At 45.6% G+C, this 21,282-nt stretch carries 26 protein-coding genes; 2 read left to right on the top strand and 24 right to left on the bottom strand.

Features of this window, described 5'->3' with window-relative positions:
• Nucleotides 1-76 precede the first annotated feature (76 nt).
• Nucleotides 77-298 carry a trp RNA-binding attenuation protein MtrB gene (mtrB, locus tag MKY73_RS10625; RefSeq protein ID WP_017687697.1) on the bottom strand — a complete coding sequence of 74 codons (222 nt, stop codon included), beginning with the start codon at nucleotides 296-298 and terminating at the stop codon, nucleotides 77-79.
• A gap of 147 nt (nucleotides 299-445) precedes the next feature.
• Between mtrB and MKY73_RS10620 the strand changes: the two genes are divergently transcribed.
• Entirely contained in the window at nucleotides 446-607 is a 162-nt protein-coding gene (locus tag MKY73_RS10620) for a hypothetical protein (protein WP_339235225.1), read from the top strand.
• Between the two features lie 66 nt (nucleotides 608-673).
• On the opposite strand, the gene MKY73_RS10615 is transcribed toward MKY73_RS10620, so the two are convergent.
• From MKY73_RS10615 to MKY73_RS10505, 23 genes are all read right to left on the bottom strand, one after another.
• A complete protein-coding gene (locus MKY73_RS10615; RefSeq protein ID WP_024630670.1) occupies nucleotides 674-946 on the bottom strand; it encodes an HU family DNA-binding protein in 273 nt (90 codons plus the stop codon).
• Nucleotides 947-1,163: 217 nt separating this feature from the next.
• Nucleotides 1,164-2,150: an ABC transporter permease gene (locus MKY73_RS10610; RefSeq protein WP_339307316.1), complete on the bottom strand. Its 987-nt coding sequence runs from the start codon at nucleotides 2,148-2,150 to the stop codon at nucleotides 1,164-1,166.
• Entirely contained in the window at nucleotides 2,147-3,664 is a 1,518-nt protein-coding gene (locus MKY73_RS10605; protein ID WP_339307314.1) for a sugar ABC transporter ATP-binding protein, read from the bottom strand. Before MKY73_RS10605 ends, MKY73_RS10610 begins: the two co-directional genes overlap by 4 nt.
• Nucleotides 3,665-3,778: 114 nt before the next feature.
• Nucleotides 3,779-4,876, bottom strand: a complete 1,098-nt coding sequence (locus MKY73_RS10600; protein WP_339307313.1) for a sugar ABC transporter substrate-binding protein — start codon at nucleotides 4,874-4,876, stop codon at nucleotides 3,779-3,781.
• A gap of 217 nt (nucleotides 4,877-5,093) precedes the next feature.
• Nucleotides 5,094-6,572 (bottom strand): stage IV sporulation protein A, encoded by a 1,479-nt coding sequence (gene spoIVA / locus MKY73_RS10595; RefSeq protein ID WP_017687692.1) that lies wholly within the window; start codon nucleotides 6,570-6,572, stop codon nucleotides 5,094-5,096.
• Between the two features lie 454 nt (nucleotides 6,573-7,026).
• Nucleotides 7,027-7,806, bottom strand: coding sequence for a hypothetical protein (locus MKY73_RS10590; protein ID WP_339307311.1), 780 nt, complete (start codon nucleotides 7,804-7,806; stop codon nucleotides 7,027-7,029).
• Nucleotides 7,807-7,833: 27 nt separating this feature from the next.
• Complete coding sequence (locus MKY73_RS10585) at nucleotides 7,834-8,184, bottom strand: 2Fe-2S iron-sulfur cluster-binding protein (protein WP_339307309.1); 351 nt, start codon at nucleotides 8,182-8,184, stop codon at nucleotides 7,834-7,836.
• 11 nt (nucleotides 8,185-8,195) lie between these two features.
• On the bottom strand, nucleotides 8,196-8,813 hold the full coding sequence (locus MKY73_RS10580; protein ID WP_339307308.1) for a hypothetical protein: 618 nt from the start codon (nucleotides 8,811-8,813) through the stop codon (nucleotides 8,196-8,198).
• Nucleotides 8,814-8,896: 83 nt separating this feature from the next.
• Nucleotides 8,897-9,076 (bottom strand): DUF2768 family protein, encoded by a 180-nt coding sequence (locus MKY73_RS10575; RefSeq protein ID WP_278294380.1) that lies wholly within the window; start codon nucleotides 9,074-9,076, stop codon nucleotides 8,897-8,899.
• 173 nt (nucleotides 9,077-9,249) lie between these two features.
• The gene (locus MKY73_RS10570; RefSeq protein ID WP_017687687.1) at nucleotides 9,250-9,525 is read right to left on the bottom strand and encodes a stage VI sporulation protein F; all 276 of its coding nucleotides are present in this window, start codon (nucleotides 9,523-9,525) and stop codon (nucleotides 9,250-9,252) included.
• Between the two features lie 102 nt (nucleotides 9,526-9,627).
• Entirely contained in the window at nucleotides 9,628-10,668 is a 1,041-nt protein-coding gene (locus MKY73_RS10565) for an NAD(P)H-dependent glycerol-3-phosphate dehydrogenase (RefSeq protein WP_339307306.1), read from the bottom strand.
• Nucleotides 10,661-11,284: a glycerol-3-phosphate 1-O-acyltransferase PlsY gene (plsY, locus tag MKY73_RS10560; RefSeq protein ID WP_339235242.1), complete on the bottom strand. Its 624-nt coding sequence runs from the start codon at nucleotides 11,282-11,284 to the stop codon at nucleotides 10,661-10,663. Before plsY ends, MKY73_RS10565 begins: the two co-directional genes overlap by 8 nt.
• Before the next feature lie 11 nt (nucleotides 11,285-11,295).
• A complete protein-coding gene (gene der, locus MKY73_RS10555) occupies nucleotides 11,296-12,618 on the bottom strand; it encodes a ribosome biogenesis GTPase Der (RefSeq protein WP_253438644.1) in 1,323 nt (440 codons plus the stop codon).
• A 185-nt stretch (nucleotides 12,619-12,803) separates the two neighbouring features.
• Nucleotides 12,804-14,018 (bottom strand): 30S ribosomal protein S1, encoded by a 1,215-nt coding sequence (gene rpsA / locus MKY73_RS10550; RefSeq protein ID WP_339307304.1) that lies wholly within the window; start codon nucleotides 14,016-14,018, stop codon nucleotides 12,804-12,806.
• A 142-nt stretch (nucleotides 14,019-14,160) separates the two neighbouring features.
• A complete protein-coding gene (locus MKY73_RS10545) occupies nucleotides 14,161-14,748 on the bottom strand; it encodes a lysophospholipid acyltransferase family protein (protein WP_339307302.1) in 588 nt (195 codons plus the stop codon).
• Nucleotides 14,745-15,449 (bottom strand): (d)CMP kinase, encoded by a 705-nt coding sequence (gene cmk / locus MKY73_RS10540; protein ID WP_339235246.1) that lies wholly within the window; start codon nucleotides 15,447-15,449, stop codon nucleotides 14,745-14,747. The genes MKY73_RS10545 and cmk overlap by 4 nt, the downstream gene beginning before the upstream one ends.
• A gap of 103 nt (nucleotides 15,450-15,552) precedes the next feature.
• On the bottom strand, nucleotides 15,553-15,777 hold the full coding sequence (locus MKY73_RS10535; RefSeq protein WP_339307300.1) for a hypothetical protein: 225 nt from the start codon (nucleotides 15,775-15,777) through the stop codon (nucleotides 15,553-15,555).
• Between the two features lie 63 nt (nucleotides 15,778-15,840).
• On the bottom strand, nucleotides 15,841-16,494 hold the full coding sequence (locus MKY73_RS10530) for a flagellar brake domain-containing protein (protein WP_339307296.1): 654 nt from the start codon (nucleotides 16,492-16,494) through the stop codon (nucleotides 15,841-15,843).
• 148 nt (nucleotides 16,495-16,642) lie between these two features.
• On the bottom strand, nucleotides 16,643-17,989 hold the full coding sequence (ypeB, locus tag MKY73_RS10525; RefSeq protein WP_339307294.1) for a germination protein YpeB: 1,347 nt from the start codon (nucleotides 17,987-17,989) through the stop codon (nucleotides 16,643-16,645).
• Nucleotides 17,990-18,110: 121 nt separating this feature from the next.
• Nucleotides 18,111-18,281: a hypothetical protein gene (locus MKY73_RS10520; RefSeq protein WP_167350887.1), complete on the bottom strand. Its 171-nt coding sequence runs from the start codon at nucleotides 18,279-18,281 to the stop codon at nucleotides 18,111-18,113.
• 115 nt (nucleotides 18,282-18,396) lie between these two features.
• Nucleotides 18,397-19,092 (bottom strand): glutamic-type intramembrane protease PrsW, encoded by a 696-nt coding sequence (gene prsW, locus MKY73_RS10515; protein ID WP_339235254.1) that lies wholly within the window; start codon nucleotides 19,090-19,092, stop codon nucleotides 18,397-18,399.
• A 43-nt stretch (nucleotides 19,093-19,135) separates the two neighbouring features.
• Nucleotides 19,136-19,750 carry a genetic competence negative regulator gene (locus MKY73_RS10510; RefSeq protein ID WP_076209900.1) on the bottom strand — a complete coding sequence of 205 codons (615 nt, stop codon included), beginning with the start codon at nucleotides 19,748-19,750 and terminating at the stop codon, nucleotides 19,136-19,138.
• Nucleotides 19,751-19,937: 187 nt separating this feature from the next.
• Entirely contained in the window at nucleotides 19,938-20,291 is a 354-nt protein-coding gene (locus MKY73_RS10505) for a hypothetical protein (RefSeq protein ID WP_339307292.1), read from the bottom strand.
• Between the two features lie 94 nt (nucleotides 20,292-20,385).
• Here MKY73_RS10505 and MKY73_RS10500 point away from each other — a divergent pair, with 94 nt between their 5' ends.
• Nucleotides 20,386-21,279, top strand: a complete 894-nt coding sequence (locus tag MKY73_RS10500; protein WP_339307290.1) for a polysaccharide deacetylase family protein — start codon at nucleotides 20,386-20,388, stop codon at nucleotides 21,277-21,279.
• The last annotated feature ends 3 nt before the right edge of the window (nucleotides 21,280-21,282 follow it).

The raw sequence follows: 21,282 nt of genomic DNA, 5'->3' as shown, positions 1-21,282 counted from the left end.
GGCTCATACCTCATTGTACAATGAAAAAAAGCAGGCTATGCCTGCAATCTTCATTTGATTGTATTCAATCTGTACATTACTCCGATTCAATCTGTCCATGCTTGGTAATCAGCGTGGCTTTGCCCCGGATTTTAATAGCTGAGGTATGGGTGGTAAATTGGGCAAACATCACTTCACCCTTGTCCAATTTCTCGGTGTGGTGAAAACGTGTATCCTGACCTCGGGTTAATCCGATCACCTGGACACCATTTTCCTCTGCCTTAATTACAATATAATCATTGCCGGTTGGATGATCCATCACGCATGTCCCCTTCTTAAGTTCGATAGCGTTAATGATGATTAAGATTGTTTCATTTGTCAACCTGCGCCTTATACGAATGCACCGCAAGAATCAGCTACCCTCGGGTCATACTACAGTTGTACCGCCACAGAAAGGAGAATCTACATGAAGTACACCCCTGCCGCACTTACAGACGAGCATATTCATCAGTTAAAAGAAATTGAACAGCATCTGTCTGCAGCTGCTGGCGAAGAACTGATTCTGGTTGCTTATACCGGGCAACCGGATGATCCTGAGCACTCGGATAGCCGCAAGAATCATCGTTAAAGGGCAAAAGAAAAGGCCGTGAACAAGTCACGGTCTTTTTGTCGACATATGGAATATGTAGAAATCTTATTTAATTCCGTCTTTGAGCGCTTTACCTGGTTTGAATGCAGGAATTTTGCTCGCAGGAATTTCGATTTCTTCACCTGTTTGCGGGTTGCGTCCTTTACGTGCGGAGCGCTCGCGAACTTCGAAGTTCCCAAAACCAACCAATTGTACTTTATCTCCGCTTTGAAGAGCCTCAGAGATTGCTTCGAATACGGCATCAACCGCTTTCGTTACATCTTTTTTGGACAATTCAGTCGCTTCAGATACGTGTGTAATCAAGTCTGATTTGTTCATTTGTTTTTCACCTCCTGTATCAATGTCCTGAATGTTATACTGTGTTTCCGTTTTATAGCGAAATATACGTTCATACGCAAAAAATCTACGTACATCTTGAGCGATGAACACAAATCTCCGCTTGCGGTCAACAGTCATTTTCGGCAGAATGTCGTCTGAAACTACGGGCATTTCAGACGCCGAACAAATTTCATACTAATACAGACAGCCCACAATTTCAAGTCCGGTTGCGGTTTAAGACGTAAAATGTAACCGCCAGGGCAAGCACGAGAACTCCACCTTTTACAATATCATGCGTGAAATACTGTACGTTCATCATCGTTAACCCGTTCACAAGAACACCAATCAGAACCGAACCGATGAAGGTTCCGATGACATTCGGTTTACCCGCGCCGAACACAGAGAAACCGACAAATACTGCCGCTACGGATTCCATTAACAACGGTGATCCCGCATCGATTTGCCCAGATCCTACTTTGGAAGCATAGATGATACCACCGATTGCTGCAAACACTCCAGCGGCCACATAGGCGAGTGTACGTACCTTTTTCACCTTGATTCCAGACAATCGTGCAGCTTCCTCATTACCGCCTGTAATGTACATCTGGCGCCCATATTTCGTATACGTCAAAAAGATATGCACACCTATTACCGCAATAAGCAGCAGGATAACCGATATAGGCATCCCCAGCCATTTACCCTGCCCTATAAGCAGGAAGGTCGAGTCCATCTCGCCCGCAGCTTTGCTTCCATCAGGGAACTGCATATGATTGTAAATGGTATATCCCTGTGCATACGTTTTGTGAATACCTCCGATGATGTACATCGTGGCTAGGGTTGCCAGCAAATCCGGAATACGCAATTTTACAATGAGCAAAGCGTTCAACAAACCAATAACAGCACCGATAATTAGTGGCACGATAATGACGATTGCTAGCGGTTGTTGATACCATATCATTAACGAAGCAGTCACGACGGTGGTCAATGAAACAGTCGCCCCGACAGAGAGATCAAATCCATCAACAATGAGAGATAACGTAACACCTATCGCTACAAACGTGACGATTGAAATCGAGCCCAAAATATCGGTCAAGTTACTGTACGTAAAGAAATAAGGCAATTTAATGCCGAAAAATGCGATAACTCCTATAATAACTATAATTGCTCCGTAACGGAACGCAAAATCCAGTGATTTATCCTTCATGATTGCACCTCTTGTCCACCGCTTGCATAGTATAGCAGCTGTTCTTGATTAGTTTCGCCTCGTTTGAACTCTTTCACGATAACACCCTCACACATGACAGCGATTCGGTCGCCAATTCCCATGCCTTCATCCAGTTCACAGGTGAAATAGATGACGCCCTTGCCGGCTAAAGCCAGTTCGTTGATAATGCGGAAAATGTCACTTTTTGCCCCGATATCTACGCCTTTGGTTGGCTCATCAAATATAAATACATCTGCATCCGCGTTAAGCCATTTGCCAATGGCCACCTTCTGCTGATTACCACCACTTAGATATTTCACTTCCTGCTTCACTGACGATGTTTTGATTCCAAGCTGTTTCACCAACGATTCCGCATTCAGACGTTCCCGTTTGCGGCTTACGAAACCCAATGTACTCAGACGGCTAAGCAAAGGAAGGCTTAGATTCCGTTCCACGTTCTCCTGAATCAGGATTCCTTGTTTACGTCTCTCCTCCGGTACAGAAACAATCCCCAGAGCCGCCGCATCCGCAGGCTGAGACAGACGGAGATTACGGTTGTTCAGCCGAATCTCTCCTCCCTCCAGCCGATCTGCACCAATCAGCAAACGGGAGCTTTCCGTTTTACCCGCGCCTACCAAGCCAACCACAGCGAGGACTTCACCTCGGCGTACAGAGAGGTCAACACCTTTGACTTTCACTCCACGCCGAAGCCCACGAGCTTCCAACAGCATCTCCCCCACGGGCGCTTCCGTCTTCGGAAACTCTTCTTCAAATGGTTTGCCCAGCATCTGAGTAACCAAATCGTTGATCGTCAGTCCCTTTGCTTCACCGGTAAATACATGTTGCCCATCCCTCATAACCGTAACGCGATCACAGTGACCCGTCACTTCAGCAAGACGATGGGTGATGAAAATGCAGGCTACGCCCCGTTCCTTCAACAGATGAACAATCCGGAAAAATGCATCCGTTTCTTCCTGACTCAGCGGTGCAGTAGGTTCGTCAAAAATGATGACCTTGGCATCCTGAATCAAAATCCGCGCCAGCAGTATCATCTGTTTTTCTGCAAGCGTCAGATCAGCCACTTTTTGATGAACGGATATGTCCGCCCCTAATTGCTTCAATGCCTCAATCGCACGCTGTTGCAGCTTCCGCGGACTTTTCCACCAACCCCCGGCAGGTGAAGCCAGCTGATCCAACATAATGTTCTCCGCAGCCGTCAGCTGTGGCACCAGTGCCGCGTCCACTTCCTGATAGACACAGTGAATCCCGCTTGCCTTCGCGTCTCCCGGAGAACTTAAATGAAGCGCTTGTCCACTCAGCTGAATCGTCCCCTGATCCAATGGGTAAGCACCGGACAAAATCTTCATTAATGTGCTCTTACCGGCACCATTGGCACCCAGCAGTGCATGAATCTCCCCGCCTTTTACAGAGAAATCCACATCCTTCAGTGCAGGTATGCCTGAAAACTGCTTGTGGATGTGTTCCATTTGAAGCAGAATCGGTGCAGTGCTCATGATGTTAACCTCCAATCGTTCCCTTCCGGGAGCATCCCTTTTTTCATCCAGGCCATACATATCTTCATTATGTTTGAAAAAAGCGCGCCTTGCGGCGCGCTTCCCATACGCTGCTTATTTAGCAGTAATTCCGTATTCGCTCATCCAGTCCTTGATTCCTTGTGTGCTTCCACCCCATCCTTCAACGAACTCTGACAGCTCCGAAGTGGAGATTTGTTGATCTGGCAGAGCTTCACGTTGAACATAGACCGGGTTAAGCACAACTGAATCTTCTGTCTCGTCCCCGTTCAGTTTCTGATAAGCATAACGGACTTGGACGCGACCAATATCCGTTGGATCAACAGCAGCAGAAGCAACCCAAGGATTTTTCGGGTCCTGAATCATTTGCAGATCCTCGTCACTCATATCGATACCATACACTTTGATCTCGTCACGTCCAGCTTGTTGAATGGCACGCGCTGCACCTTTGGCGAATTCATCCCATGCAGTCCATACAGCTGTAATCTCACCTTTTGGATATTGCTTGAGAATAGCTTCCATTTTGGCTTGAGTATCCAGCGCCGGATTCTGTGCGGAACCAAATGTAGCTATTTCCTTGATGTCCGGATTTGCTTTCATGAATTCACCGTATGCAATCTGACGACGTTCCATCGGTGCAAAACCAGCTACCCATACTTTGACAATATTTCCTTGTCCATTGATATCTTTTTTCATTTGCTCCAGTGTGAGTTCAGCCATCTTCTGGTCATCCTGTGACAGGACTGTAGCTCCCGGTACAGTAATGGCTGCGTCGAATACAACCACAGGAATGTTCTGTTCTACTGCCTTCTTCACGCCTGGTTCTAATAGGGAATCACCGTGATCCGTAAGGATGGCATCGAATTTCTGGTTAATTGCGCTATCAAGCAAAGATACCATCTTTGCTTTGTCATTATCAGCAACAAACGTCGTTAGTTCGCCACCGAATTTTTCGATTTCTTGTTTGACTCCTTGTACATATTGCTGTGAGAAGGTACCTGTATTAAATTCCATAATAAGTGCAATTCGTTTACCGCTTAGAGGGCCTGTAACTGCTTCCGTTTTCGGCGTATCAGCTGATGCATCTGAAGCTGGAGTTGCTGCCGGTTCTTTTTTAATTCCGCAAGCGGACAGTGCCAATGTAAATACCAATAACACACTCAACCATACCCATTTTGTCTCTTTTCTTTTCATCTCTGTCTCCCCCTGTCCACTCTCTGTGATCTCGATCACAATAGTTGAATATTAATATAACGGCTAATCCCTAGTATGTAAATGGGTTTTAGTAATTTAAAGCTAAAAATCGCTAAGTTTTTTTGAAAGCACTATTCTTCCCATCCATTTCATCCAAAATAAAGAAATCACATAAAAAAGACCGCGAGGGGATTTCCCCTTACGGTCTTTTGATGTCTTACAGAATGATAGCGATCAAGCCACCTGAACCTTCGTTAATGATTCTTCCCAGCGTCTCTTGCAGTTTGTATCTTGCATTATCCGGCATCATGGCAATCTTGCCCTGAATCCCTTCTCGCACGATAGAGTGCAGTGAACGGCCAAACATATCTGAATCCCATACCTTGATTGGATCGTTCTCGAAGTCCTGCATCAGGTATCTCACCAGTTCCTCACTTTGTTTCTCCGTGCCGATAATTGGAGCGAACTCCGATTCCACATCAACCCGGATCATATGAATGGACGGTGCCGTTGCTTTCAGGCGTACGCCAAATTTGGTGCCCTGACGAATGAGCTCAGGTTCATCCAGAGCCATCTCGGCGAGAGATGGAGCAGCAATGCCGTATCCGGTCGTTTTGACCATCTCCAGCGCTTCTGCAAAGCGGTCATATTCTCTCTTCGCATGCGAGAATTCCTGCATCAATTGCAGCAGATGATCCTTGCCGCGAATCTCGATGCCTACCACTTCCACGAGAATCTGATCATACAGTTCATCCGGCGCATACAGGTCAATTTCAGCTACACCCTGCCCCATGTTCATACCACTCAGGCCTGCGCGATCAATGAATTCATATTCCATGAACTGAGCGACAACCCGATCCACATCGCGAAGTCTGCGAATATCCTTCACGGTATCCCGTACAGAATTTTCGTAGTTGCTTCGCAGCCAGTGAGTCTCGTTCAGCACCATAACCCAGCTCGGCAGGTTTACATTCACTTCATGCACAGGGAACTCATAGAGCACTTCACGAAGTACACCCGTCACATCATCTTCAGTCATTGTGGCTGCACTGAGTGTCATCACCGGAATGTCGTATTTGGCAGCAAGTTCACTACGCAATTGCAGGGCTTCTTCACTGCGTGGGCGAGTGGAGTTGATGACCAAGACAAACGGTTTACCGACTTCTTTCAATTCCGCAATAACCCGTTCTTCGGATTCCACATAGGAACTGCGGGCAATTTCGGCAATTGTGCCGTCTGTTGTGACTACAACACCCAGTGTGGAATGCTCCTGAATGACTTTGCGAGTCCCAATCTCGGCGGCTTCCTGGAATGGAATTGGCTCTTCGAACCAAGGCGTGGAGATCATGCGCGGACCATTTTCATCCTCGTATCCCTTGGCTCCTTCCACCGCGTAACCCACACAATCCACAAGGCGTACATTGACATCAAGCCCTTCGGCCACCTTGATCTGGACTGCGTTATTCGGTACAAATTTTGGTTCGGTTGTCATGATGGTTTTGCCTGCTGCACTTTGTGGAAGTTCATCCACTGCACGGGCACGATCGGCCTCGCTTGCGATGTTGGGCAATACGATCGTTTCCATGAATCGTTTAATAAATGTTGATTTTCCCGTCCGGACTGCGCCGACAACCCCGAGATAAATATCCCCTCCGGTCCGCTCAGCTATGTCCTTAAAAATGTCCACTTTCTCCAATGAAATCCCCTCCCTAAATTACTCCGAAGGAAAAATGCTAAAGAGCATCCGCTTCGTTTTTTCAATCAGAAGACTGAAATCCCTGCAACGGTAGAGCCGCCTTTGTGAGTGCCCGGAAGTCGTCCGCCGCCGAACATTGCATTCTGATGAAACCGGCGAGAGCGGCGTTAACTCGTACATGCAATTGGACTAGTATCATCTTATGTATCCGTATGCGGCAATATGACGCGTATTTTTGTTTTTTTATCTTATGGTGATGACATTAGGAGAATCCCCCGATCTCGGACTGCGCGTCTTTATTTCAATCTACTTTATGTGATCCATGAAGTTTTTATGACGGTTATTGCTCATACGGACAAAAGAAAAAAGAGATATCCCTGATTTGGAATATCTCTTTTTGAACCCTTAGAGGCATGTGAGGCATACAGTTAGATCATATGAATGGCAACCAGACTTATTTTGTTGGCTGTGCCACTGGTGCATTATTTTGCCAAGTGTATAAAACAGATTTTACAGGTACGAAGTAGGAGTGCTCCAACAGAAGATCCCGAACATCATCCGTCTCTGCTGGAGACACATCAGACTTTTCCACTGCCTGCATAATGTCAAAAGCATAATCTACATAGACCTTGCCTTCGTCATCCATCATAAAAGGTAGTGCCTGACCCGAATACACACTATTCAATGTAATGGAAGGAGTTCCTGCCCGTGCAGCCTGATCCATATCCACAGCATATAACCCCGGATACAATTCTTCCCCGCTTGGCAGCTTATTGTTATGTACGGATTTATATTGATTAACCATTCGCTGCACATCGTTGACTTTCTGAACGGTCAGGAGGTCCATCACTTTAACGGTGGGATTCACTTCTTCATCCTGAATAAGGAAGTAAGCGCTACCACCACTTTCAAAAGCGGTTCCCGGTATTTCATCCAGATACCCCAGCTGCTTCAACTTGGGCAGATCCACTCTGAATTTTTCATATTTTGGCGTTTCCATATCTGCATTGAGGATGGGTAAAATCCCCTCATCTTGCTGGAATGCCTCTACCGCACTCTGGATACGGCTCACGCTTTCCCGATAGGCTATTTTAGGGTCCGAATTGCTCTGCGATGGATACATACAACCACTTGCTGTAAAAGCAAACAACAGGAATAACAGCAGACCGCTCATCTGATGCATCACACGGTGCAGTCCGCTTCCTTCAACACCTTTTGGCTTGTTCCTAATCATTCGTGTCCTCCTAGAATAACGCTTATCTCAGAACCAGTCGTCTTCCTGTTGCTGACGTTCCAGTTGTTTCCGTATGGCTGCCTTCAGCGGGTCCTCCGGAACATGAACCGATAGAGAACCACACACCTTGGCCTGACAGGACAGTCTTGTACCTGCTTCCAACAATGAACCCAACTTGCGCTTTTCTGCATCCGTTGGCGGATACAGTTCCGCCCGATATTCTTCGTCTACGTTCACCTTGCACATCAAGCAAGCAGCTTTACCATCACATCGGGTCGTAATCTTCACTCCCCCTCGTCGTGCTGCATGCAGAAGTGTCGCCCCTGGTTTAAGCACGATCGATTTGTTCATGGGTAAAAAAGTAACTTTGTAGTCCATTATGTTCCTCCCTACTGTGACCATGCAAAGCCAACAAGTTCTTCCACTTCGGCTCTGAAGCGGCTTGTCCATACATTCTGTTGACTTAAAAGCATCATTATAGGTTGATGGGCATGTGGTTGCTGACGCATCTGTGATGCAATGGGTACATAACGATCTTCTCGACCTCGCAGCATATTAAACAACAGCTCATGCGCAAGCGGCATCAGTCGCAGGGGATATGAACCCACTTGTGCTACTGGTGCATGCGGAGCAAGTACATGTTCAATATCGATGCGGTACCAACTTTTTCGAGCCCATATTTCGAAGCCACCAACCAGTTCCAGAGCACATTCACCAACCTGATAGTGGCTTAGCAGAGAAGCATAAGGTCCTGTTTTATCCACTGTGGGCTCGTCAAGCATTTCCCCTGGAGCACTAAGGTGAAGTTCCTTAGCAGCAGCAACATCCGCATAAATATCGATATCTCTGGGAGCCTGTTGCAACTCTACCCCCTGAAGCAGCAACCCACAGCTTCCTCCAAGCAACCATGTCTGTGGCTGTGTGTTCCAGGCTTTGGCCGTTTCCAGCAAAGCCGCGTGTAATTCCGGATAACGCTCTGTCCGACCCTCCGTATCATGCGGCCCCATAGGCTCACACTCCCCTCATCCGTGTTCATTGTGTCAGTTCTTATGATGTGCTTATGCGGATGTTAACCTTCAGGCAAAGGAAATCAGGTCAGAGAAGCGATTCCACCGAAAAAGCCAATCAGCATAATCAAAAATGCAATGAAGGAAAGAATCCCCCGTACAATACCTTTTGTTTTGGCACGAGCAAACGTAATCAGGAATACAGATAGTCCCATAATGAGGATGGCGACCAATGACAGCCACATCTTGTCCATTGCGCTCATAATCCAGCAATCTCCCCTTCAGTCCGATATTCATCACTGACACTGTGACAATTGCAACCATTATAACACGAAATTCAGCGCAACTTTCCAAAAAAAAGACAAAAAAGCAAGCCGACAGGAGCCGACTCGTCTTTTTGTCTTACTGGATCACCTGCACATGCAGGCGTGATCTATTATTTTTTCATCATCATTTTCATTAACGATTCCATACTGCTCGGATTCAATCCGCTTTTCTTGACCGCACTCACAATATCCTTAACCGTATCCTCAGATACCGGAACTTTCGCCATGGCGGATACTTGTTTGATCAATTGGCGCAACTGAGCTTCATTTTGAATCGTCGTTGGTTTCACCGTGCTTGCCAATTTCTTGACGGCACCTTCTGTGATCGTTTTACCCGTTTTCTTGTTGATTGCATTCAGCGCATCTTTGGAAATGTTGTTACCCATTCGTCTCCCCTCCTCCGGCAATACTCATGTGTATAGTATGAGTCCGGAGCAGAAAAGGTGAATAAGCTTCTCATTTCACAAATAGGTTTAGGCTGATTACAATCAGGAATGCCACTGCTCCCAGGTTTCAAGCTTCATGACTTCCATTTCAGTCTTCGGGTCACGTCCCATCAAGGCTTCAACTGCATCACGCGGCTGTCTCTCCTGGAACAAAACGTGATACAGCTGATCCGCAATCGGCATTTGCACACCGTATTTCTGCGAGATGAAATAGGCAGCTTGGGTAGTTCGAATGCCTTCTACCACCATGCCCATGGACTTCAAAACATCATCCAGCTTCTGTCCCTGGCCCAACATCGAACCTGCTCTCCAGTTCCGGCTATGCTGACTTGTAGCCGTTACAACCAGATCTCCGATTCCGGCAAGTCCCGAAAACGTTAACGGATTCGCTCCCATCTCTACTCCAATACGTGTGATCTCTGCCAGACCACGTGTTAGCAAAGCGGCTTTGGCATTATCACCGAATTGAAGACCATCGGACATACCTGCACCAAGAGCAATAATGTTTTTGAATGCGCCTGCCAGCTCAACACCGAGCATATCCCGATTCGTGTAAACCCGGAAATAGGCATTCATAAACAAAGCTTGAGTAGCCTCGGCAGAGGACTTATCCAATGAAGCTACAACCACAGTAGTCGGACAACGCTTCACCACTTCTTCCGCATGGCTTGGGCCAGAAAGAACCACAACACGGCCTTCTTCACATTCAAGTTCTTCTGAAATGACTGTAGACATCCGTTTGAGGCTTTCTGTCTCAAAACCTTTGGTTGCATGAATGACTAACATCTCAGGCTTATAATAAGCCTTAAGCTGGTTCGTAACTGCACGCATGGCTGAAGAAGGCGCAACAATTAACACAGCTATAGCGCCTTCCACCGCTGCTTCCATATCACTTGTTGCCTGAATTCGTGGTGAAAGCTCCGCATCCGGAAGATAGCGAGCATTGGTGTGCTTGCTATTGATTTCGTTAGCCTGGTCTTCACCACGTGTCCACATCATCACGTCCAACTGATTGGCGGCAAGTACACTGGCCAGAGCTGTTCCCCAGCTCCCAGCAACCAGAACAGCAACTTTTTTAGACAACACGTTTACCCCCTCCAGGGTTTTTCGATCCCAATTTATTTTCCTGTCCTTTGGCGAGCTTCGCAATATTGGTACGATGTCTCCAGAACGCAAACAGACAAATAATCAGACTCCCCCAGAAGATATTCATTGAATATCCGGGTAATACCAGGATAAAGATGGGTGTAAATGCTACAAAAATCAGAGACCCCAATGAAACATACCGGGTCAATACAATAGACAGAATAGCGATCACCCCAGCACATAACGCAGGTAGGAAAGCAAGACTCACCAGAACACCAATGGCGGTGGCAATCCCTTTTCCTCCACGAAAATGGAAGTAAAGAGGCCAGTTATGTCCTGCGATGGCTGCTATACCACTGAGTGCAGGAATCCAGGCAGAACCGTTGCCGAGCCAGATTCCAATCCATACAGCTGCAACACCCTTAAGTACATCAAGTAACAGAACAGCAATAGCCGGTCCTTTACCCAATATACGCAACGTATTGGTAGCTCCTGCGTTTCCGCTTCCGTGCTGACGAATATCGATCCCCCGTATCGCTTTTGCAAGGAGGACACTAAAGCTGATCGAACCGAGCAGATAACTCAGTACAATCGCTGCGATTGGTAAAATCACACACTTCTCCCCTAACCTTCGTCGGACTTCCTCCGAGTAAATATACGGATTGGTGTACCTTCAAAGTTAAACGCTGCACGGATCTTGTTCTCCAGATAGCGCTCGTATGAGAAGTGCATCAATTCCGGATCGTTCACAAAAACAACCATGGTCGGTGGCTTAACGGCAACCTGAGTCACATAGTTGATTCTCATTCTCCGTCCTTTATCTGTTGGCGGAGGGTTAATAGCTACCGCATCCGATACGACATCGTTAAGCAGATGCGTCTGAACACGCAACGAGTGTTGTTCCGCCACATGTTTTACAACCGGCAATAATTTTTGTAAGCGTTGTTTTGTCAGGGCTGACAAAAATACGACTGGAGCATACGTCATAAACAGGAAGTGATCCCGAATTTTCGTCTCAAACTCTTTCATCGTTTTGTCATGCTTCTCAACCACGTCCCATTTGTTCACAACAAACAAAGACGCTTTGCCCGCTTCAAATGCATATCCAGCAATATGCTTGTCCTGCTCTATAATGCCTTCTTCACCATTAATGACAATCAGAACGACATCTGCACGCTCAATCGCACGCATAGCACGCATTACACTGTATTTCTCAGTTGTTTCATATACTTTACCACGCTTACGCATACCTGCTGTATCAATCAGCACGTAACGTTGGCCGTCTTTTTCAAAAGGTGTATCGATCGCATCCCGGGTCGTTCCAGCCACATCACTTACAATGACACGCTCTTCCCCCAGAATAGCGTTCACCAGTGAAGATTTACCCACATTAGGACGTCCGATCAGAGCTACACGAATGACATCTTCGTCGTAAGTCTCTTCCTCAAGTTCTGGCAACTTCTCCACAATAGCATCAAGCAAATCACCTACACCTGTACCGTGACTTCCGGATACGCCGATGGGATCACCGAAACCGAATCCATAAAACTCATAAATGAGCTCACTTCGTCCGATATTATCCACTTTGTTAACCGCTACAACAATAGGCTTGCCTGAGCGGTATAGCATCTCTGCTACCTCTTCATCCGATTGCGTAATACCTGCTTTTGCATCACACATGAATACAATAACATCCGCTTCTTCAATAGCGAGCTCTGCTTGCATCCGAATCGATTTTAAGATTACATCTTCACCATCAATTTCGATACCACCTGTATCAATAATACTAAATGGTTTACCGTTCCATTCACCGATTCCATATATACGGTCACGGGTAATGCCCGGCTTGTCTTCCACAATGGCCAGTCTGTCGCCGATGATCCGATTGAAAATGGTGGATTTACCCACGTTCGGTCGTCCGACAATTGCCACAACGGGTCTTGCCATACAGTCCACTCCTCCTGTCCATACTTACGATAATCATCATAGCAAAAAAGATAAGTCTTGGCTAACGTTTCATGCCAAATTACTTGCAATAAAAACAATCGGCGAACCCGCCTGGGGCTCGCCGATCTTGCTTTTATTATTCAGCAAAATATGCAGTATATAACTTAGAACCATGCATTGTTAACTTATTTGAATTTGCTGAGTTTGTCACCAAACAGTTCGCCGAGCGTAGTGCTCATACCTTGATTGTTCAAGGAAACGTTTGGATTGTTGATTTCTTCACGTGGAGCGTTGTTTCTTGCTGGACGCTCTGATTTTTGTGGTTGAGCAGGAGCTTCTTCAGTTTCTTTGATGCTCAAGCTTACACGTTGCTCAGAAGGGTTCATGTCCAAGATTTTAACTTGAACTTCTTGTCCTTCTTTCAGCACTTCATGAGGAGTGCCGATGTGTTTGTGGGAGATTTGTGAAATATGCACAAGTCCCTCAACACCAGGAGCGATTTCAACAAATGCACCGAAGTCGACCAGACGTTTTACAACACCTGTTACGATATCGCTGGAATTGAATTTCTCGCTTGCAGTTTCCCAAGGACCTGGTTGAACTGCTTTCATGCTCAGGCTGATTTTTCCTTTTTCAGGGTCAACTTTCAGCACTTTCACACTAACTTTATCGCCTTCAGACAGAACGTCGGATGGTTTGTCAACGTGTGTCCAAGCCAGCTCGGATACGTGAACCAAACCGTCAACTCCGCCCACATCAACAAATGCGCCGAATTGGGTCAAACGTTGTACTGTACCTTCGATCACTTGACCTTCTTGCAAACCAGCCATAACCGTTGCTTTGTTTGCTTCGAATTCTTGCTCCAGTACGTCTTTTTGGGAAAGGATCACTTTGTTGTTCTCACGGTCGATCTCTTTCACTTTAACACGCAGTGTGCGTCCTTTGTAGTCGCTGAAGTCTTCAACGAAATGGCGTTCAACCATGGATGCCGGGATAAATCCACGCACGCCCACGTCTGCTACCAGACCACCTTTAACAACATCACCTACAACAACTTCGAATACGTCTTGGTCTTCAAAATGCTTTTGCAATTGATCCCAAGCGTTTTCGCTGTCGATTGCACGTTTGGACAGAACGAGTTTTTCTTTCTCGTCGTCGATGCTAAGAACTTTAGCTTCAACTTCTTGTCCAACTTCTACTGCATCAGACGCGCTGTCCACATGTAATGAAGACAGTTCACGAATTGGAATGACACCGTCATATTTATATCCAATGCTCACATAGGCTTGGTTATCTTCCAATTTGACGATGGTTCCTTTTACGGTATCTCCTTTTTTCAAGGAAACGAATTGATCCAACTCATCTTGGGTTGCTTCTTGATTTTTCATTTCTTCCGACATGTCAAATACCCTCCTCAATTCAAAAACCCCATTATATTCAAACCTGCCTATAGCAGAGTTCAAAACACTTTCATCACTGAGTACTCAAGCTTTAGTCTCCCTCAAAAATATGGAAACATGCACTCAGCTACCGACGAAGCCATTACTTGCTTGGCACGCCCGTTTGCACCATTTCGTTAATCTTGGACATAATCTTTTCAGTCGCCTTCTCCAGAGCTTCTCCGGAAGAGTCTTCCTTGAACTCGTCCAAACTTACTGGTGCTCCATATACAACTTTCATCTTACGAAAAACTTTGTAGTTACCGATAATAGCAGTAGGAATAACTGTAGCGCCACTACGGAGAGCAAAACTCGCTGCTCCTTTTTTGCCGATACCTCCATCATTGTGACGGCTTCCCGAGGGGAAGATCCCAAGCACTTGACCATCACGCAAAATATTGAGTGAGGTTTTGATGGATTCCTTGCTGACACCTCCACGTTTAACGGGGAAAGCGCCCACGGCTTTGATAATTCGGCCGAGTACCGGAACTTCAAACAATTCGCTTTTGGCCATGAAACGCACCTGACGGCGAATTTTGATACCAACAGTTGGAGGATCGAAATTACTAATATGATTGGAACATAAAAGTACGCCGCCTTCTTCCGGAATATTCTCCCGTCCAACGGCCTCCAAGCGGAAAAGAATGGTGTAAATGATCCGCAGTAATGTGCTGCAAAATGTGTAAATCATAGACCGATCTCTCCTCTGACCATTGTGCAATAAGATACGATTTTGTCAACCACTTCATGAATGTTCATCTTTGTTGTATCCAGGACGATAGCATCCTCAGCACAACGCAGTGGGGAAATTTCCCGATTCTCATCCAATCTGTCACGGGTGGCAATGTCTCGCTCCAGCTGTTGCAACGTCAGTCCTTCAGAGGGGTCCAGTTCTTTGAAGCGGCGAAGCGCACGCTCTTCCACACTGGCAGTCATAAAGATTTTCACTTCCGCATCGGGCAATACTGTCGTTCCGATATCGCGTCCATCCATAACGACGCCCTTGCGCAAAGCCATTTGCCGCTGAGTATCCACTAATTGCGTACGCAGCCCCTCGATTTGCGCATATCGGGACACGATTCCCGTCACTTCACGGGAGCGGATTTCCGAGGTTACTTCTTCCCCATTACAGAACACTTTCTGTCCGTCGGGATCCGGTTGTAAATCAATGACCAGCTTTTGGGCTTCCTGAAGTACCTGTGTCACTTCTTCTGGCGCAATATCTTTCCGAAGCATGTGCAAGGTTACCGCACGGTACATTGCGCCTGTATCGACGTATACATACGCGAGCGCCTCTGCAACCAATCGGGCCACCGTGCTTTTCCCGGCACCGGCAGGTCCGTCAATTGCAACGTTCATTTTCCCGTTCTCTGATGTGTTCTGGCTTGCCAACGGGGCATTCCTCCTCAAACGATAAACCTCAATAAAAAAACAGGCATTGCCTGCATCGTGAAAATTATACCACACTCTACACATGGATGCAAAAACAGACAAATCAGCGCTGTCCGTACTCATTCACCGTTTGCAATTGAACTGGCGTTCCTTCCAGACGGTCAATCGTGGTCAAATTCTTTTTGAATCCTGGTACCAACAGCAGTAATTGATACACCACAAGCAGGATCAAAAGGCCTGTAATCAGAATCATAACCCTTCGTTCCATTCGTCTGGAGAAAACATAATAAAGTCGTTCATATCTGCGGGTTGCATGACGATGATTCAAGACAATCCCTCCGTTTTTTACATTACAGTGCCCGCAGTTCCCTCTATTTATGCCACAACATTCCTATTTCGTGCGATAGTCCAGTTGCCGTTCGAAACAAAACTTGATAATTTTCTGGCGGTCCGAATCTGAGATCTGCACAAATTTCAGCATGCATAGCTGTCTGCCGGTTTCCAGGGTTTTGATCCGCACAACTTCAGCTTCAAAATTCACATGTTCAATGATTGAATTCCGGTATGGAACAAGCAACCAGCATTTCAATTTTTGACCTTCAGCTATTGAAAACCCTGTTTCGCCGTAGATGGACAATCCACCGCCACCAATATCTTCAGTCAATCCGACGGCACGGGTCAGATCTTCACTCTGGATGGCCAATTCGAGATTTGCATGAACACGAAGAAAGCTACGCCTTTGTATTTTGGATATATCGCTCGCAAGCGGTTTGCGTATACGAACAAGACGAATTACATCTTCTTCAAACCCTGTGACAAAGGTATTAAAATAATGTCTGACTCCATCTTCCGTAATGTATGAAATAGACAGTTCCTCTCCGAAAAAAAGCCTTTTCAGACGGCTGCTTCCTTGTTGCATTGGGACCTCAATCAGAAAACTGCTGTCATCCATATCTGCAATGCGTGATTTGTACTCTTTGTGTTCCTCTTTTTCATCTGCAGAAGCAATCTGGATGAATAAAATTTCATTTATTTTAGGAAACAAGCTGTTCACCGCCACTTTATGTATTTATCTTCGTATGTACAAGGACTATTATACCATGACCTTTCTCACATTGAACAAGAAAAAAACAGACCACATCGTGGTCTGCCGCAATTATTCGCTCAACTTAAAATTGAGATTATCCATCTTTTTATGAGGTTGCATTGACCGGTTTGATCTCTTCAACCGCTTCTTCTATTCCTGTATTCGCATTAATGTATATCCGGTAACGAGAACCGTTAATTTTCCCTCCGAATTCATAACACAATACTTCTTTGCTGTAATCATTCTCAATCAGAGATTTTCGTACATAATTTTCTTCAAAGTCTGAGTTGAGCTTTTGACGTGCCTGTTGCTCCGTAAGTGTTGCTTTCGGAATTTTGCGCTTGTCATTATGTTCATAGACAAAGTCACTCGCCTGAAATCCGGTTACTTCTCCTGTATCCAGTCCTACACGAACTGACATTTTCTCAGGATAGATCAAGGTGTCCCCTTGCTTACGCACGTAAGTAAGGTTACCCAAATTACCAAATTCATCGTAATTGACGGCTTTCATATCTTTGTAGCCTTTATTCGTTAGAAATTGATCTGCTTTTGCCATGGCATCCTGACGAGATACTTTTTTGGTTCCAATCGGACGTGTATCACTATAAGAGATAAGCATCCCCCCATTACGGGTGAAATCCATCATCAGTTTGCCATTGTTGGCATGATCGACCGTCGCAGTATACGATTCCCAGTCCGTTCCTTTACCGTTTTCCTGCACTTTAATTTTGCTGCTGTCCGCATCAGAGAATTTTGCAGCCTTGCTCTGAATCTGTTCTTTGGTCACCGGCATGCCGTCCAGTTTCTTGACTGTTCGTTTGGCATAGATATTGGATACGGAAGGACCCCAATCAAGCTCCGGGTATTCCTGCACCTTTTTATTCACAGTACGAAAACCGTCAACGATCGTGTTGTCCATGGATTGCTCTTGTGTTGCCATGGCAGTCTCCGCGTCCATCCAGCGCAAACGGTCCGTCAGCACTTTCTGCTGTACTTCCTGCAGATTCTTGGTAATTTCGGATGAATTCTGATACAGCTTTTTCAAGTTGCCCATTTCCTTCTCACTGAGCGGCTCGTTCGTCAAGTCACGCATCGACGCCCGATAGGCAAAGTTGGAAATGCGCGAGAGGAATTCCTCTGTCTCGTTAAATGGCAGCATCGTGAGTGGCAGCTGGTTAATCTCATTCTGTGCTTCACTGGTGAGTCGCCATACATTCATCAAACCTTTGCGGTGCATCCCCTGTGATGTGGAGTGAACCGCCAAGGTGTTGCCAATCTCCGAATGCAATTTATCCATATGAAAAGATAAATCGTGAAAGGCACGCTGATATTGGTTCTCTGCCTTGATCAGAATCGCATTTTTCTCCTGATTCTCCTGATAGCCCCACACGAGGGCACCGACCAGCAGAACCGCAAATATCGGAAACATAACTGAACTTAAACGTTTATACATCGGTAGAGTCTCCTTTCTTCTAAACCACTACCTCTATTGTGGATCGAAGAAAGACCTCTTATGCATGCGATTTCCAGTCCTTACACAAGCAGGCTGCTGAAGTACCGTTTGGGTCCTGCTTTTAATTCAACTGAACCCCAGTTGCCATGCCCTCTTCTTCAATTTCGAACTGGTCTCTGTTATCACAGAGGCACTGCTTGAATCCCGTCTCAATCCGGCCCCGTTCCTTCTTGCCACGTAATGTAAAACGTTCACCACATTGTTTGCATCTGATTTTAATTTTAATTCTCATCACAGTTAATCTCCGTTTCTGTTGGTCATTCCCCGGAGTATATTTCGCAAAAATAAAAACACACCGGAGCCATAGGCGCAATATGCGCTTTATGTCCACCAGTGTGTCCGTATTTTTATAATTTAACCTCTTCCTCCCGCTTCACAAAACGAAAAGGAGAACGGTTATTGGCACGTGTGATTTTACCCATTGCCCCATACCACAGGCCCGCCATTAGCGGCGCTATAAACCATAACCAATAATTCACCATGGTGTTCATGATGACATCGTATAACGCATGCCAGAAAAAAGGTAACACAAGGGAAAGAACCAGGTACCACCGCTTTTTCTTGCCACCGATAAACTTGGCCTTGCCCATGTAATAACCCATGATTACCGCAAACATAGCGTGCCCTGATACAGGGAGCAACGCCCGGAGAAACATAGCTGAGACGGATGCATTCCCCGCAAAGGCATACAACACATTCTCAACTGTGGCAAATCCAAGCGAGACAGCAACTGCATATAAGATCCCATCATACGGTTCATCAAATTCGGTGTGATTGTAGATGATATGATAAAGCACGAACCATTTGATGAATTCTTCCACGCCACCTGAGATCAGAATGGACTCAACATAAGGATTATCTCCGAGCCACATCATCATGCCACGCTGAATGATCATCACAGGCAATACCATGAGAATTCCCATAAGGAACACTCGCAATACCATATGAAGTGGCTCATAATCATAACGGTCTTTCAGGTAAAAGTATGTTAACAAGGCGAGACCCGGAGCAACTGCTGCCGCTAAGACCGAAAACAAAAGCACCGAAATTCCCTCCTCTGACTAAAGACGCGGTTGCAACTAGAGATTAATCCTGGCGTTTGAAGTGGGTGCAGATAACATCAATCGCTTGTGCAGGAATAACTACCTTACCATACTCTTCCATAACAGCAGGAGTCACTGAGGAGCCTTCACCAAATTCAGCAAGCAAGGCAATCAATGCCGCATGTTTAGTGGAATCAACCTCATCTGGCTCCAAATGCAAGAACCACTTGTCTTTATAAGAATAAAGTCTCCCAGCATCCGTAACATGCTGACGCAACATATGTGCAGCTTCAATGAGCACTTCAAAGTCCTTGAACGCATAAACGATGGAATCGCTTTGCTCGAGCGTAACTTCCATTTCATATACTTCTTCAGGAAGATCATCTTCATGACCTGAACCATATTGTTGCGGATCATATTTTCCACGTGTGACAATGACAACCATCCCTTGAGCGGGAAGTGCGAATACTTCGACAGCGAGTGGACCCGTGGCATCAAATCCAAGTTCGGAATAGGCCTGATCCATCATTTCAGTGAACAGTTCATGAACCTTAGGTATTTCCTGCCACATATCTTCTTTTTGTATTCCGCGCTCGCTCAGATCGTCAAAGGTCAGGAAAATCCGTATCTTATCGTGACTTAGTCGTTCTATTTTCATACAGGATCTCCCCTTTATAAGCAAGTCTTATAACAGATTATGAAGCACAAAACAATATGTGCTGAAAATAAATCTATGTAGTTATGTTATCATTTTATACCTCTAAATGCACGAAGTAAAATCGACAAAAAAAGAATCATTCCACAGCCAATCAAGACTGTGGATGATTCTAATTGGAGGTTTTGGTTTATAAACCCGGTACTGTTGTGTTTGTTTGGCTTAAAATTTGCTCAACTTCATGCTTCACGTCTGGATTAGTGCGAATAAAATCTTTGAGCATACTCATATTCGCTTCTTTTTCCTGCGGTGTGATTGCTCTTGCGCTCTTTGCCACTGGATTTTTGTGTGATTCACCATGTTGATTTTGCTTGCTTGTGAACCCATCCATACCCGGGAAAGTCATCTCCATCATCTTATGTTTTGCCTGATCCATCATGTTTCGTGATGAACCCAATGACATCATGGGCAATTTGCCTTTGGACAGCCATGAACTGGCTGCAACACCAATCACAATGCCCCAAAAAAAGGATGACGTCTTCATTACACCAACCTCCTTCAAGTGTTAAAATCATATTTAGTGTTTGCGGTAGTGAGCAATCTCATTCCGTATAAATACAGGAAAGCGAGTTGAAATCATGTTCAGACATACAGCCTCCCTGATTATTGCTGCAAGTTTGTTGCTGTCAGCCTGTGGGGTAGCCGAAGAAAAAACATCAGAAAATTCCACATCAGTAGGCGAATCCACCACGATTCAAGAAGAACAAAGTAATTCTAACCCAGCTGAAACAGGAGAACCCGGAACCAGTGCCCCTGAACTCTCAGCGAATGATACAACTGTGACTGAAGAAGAAACCGAATCTTCGGGGAAGGTTTCTACAGAAGAGAAAATGGAAAAGACCTATCATATGAATGAAAATTATTATATTAAACCGAACGATGATACAAGCCAAAGCAAAGTGGTCTTGTTAACGTTTGATGATGGACCCAAAGAAGAAAAAATGATTACTTCACTAATCGACACTCTTGATAAACACAACGCCAAAGCGATATTTTTCGTCAATGGATATCGGGTGAAAAGTCATCCGGAATTGCTCAAACTTATCCACGAACGGGGTCAGATTGTAGGCAATCATGCCTGGGATCATGAGGATCTCAAAAAAATGTCTAATGCTGAAGCGGCAAAGCAGGTTACAGATGTCCAAAAAATAGTGAAGGATACCATTGGTGAAGAACCGCAATTCTTCCGCCCACCTTTTGGATCGGGTAATGATGCACTGAAAGCTGCTGTGAAGAAAAATGGCATGTTATATATGACATGGTCTAATGGTTCCCTTGATTGGGATAAAAGCACCAAAGACAAACCGGAAAAAGTCATTCAAAATGTAATGGACCAGTTAAATCCAGGAAGTAATATTTTGATGCATGAATTGCCATGGACGGTTGAAGCATTGGATGAGTTGCTGACCAAGCTCGAAAAGAAAGGCTACGCATTTGTCGATCCGCGTGCAATCGAATTGGAAGCTCGTTAAATC

Source organism: Paenibacillus sp. FSL R5-0519, from assembly GCF_037974275.1.
In the GTDB taxonomy this organism is placed as follows: domain Bacteria; phylum Bacillota; class Bacilli; order Paenibacillales; family Paenibacillaceae; genus Paenibacillus.
This window is presented reverse-complemented; position numbering and strand designations above follow the sequence as displayed.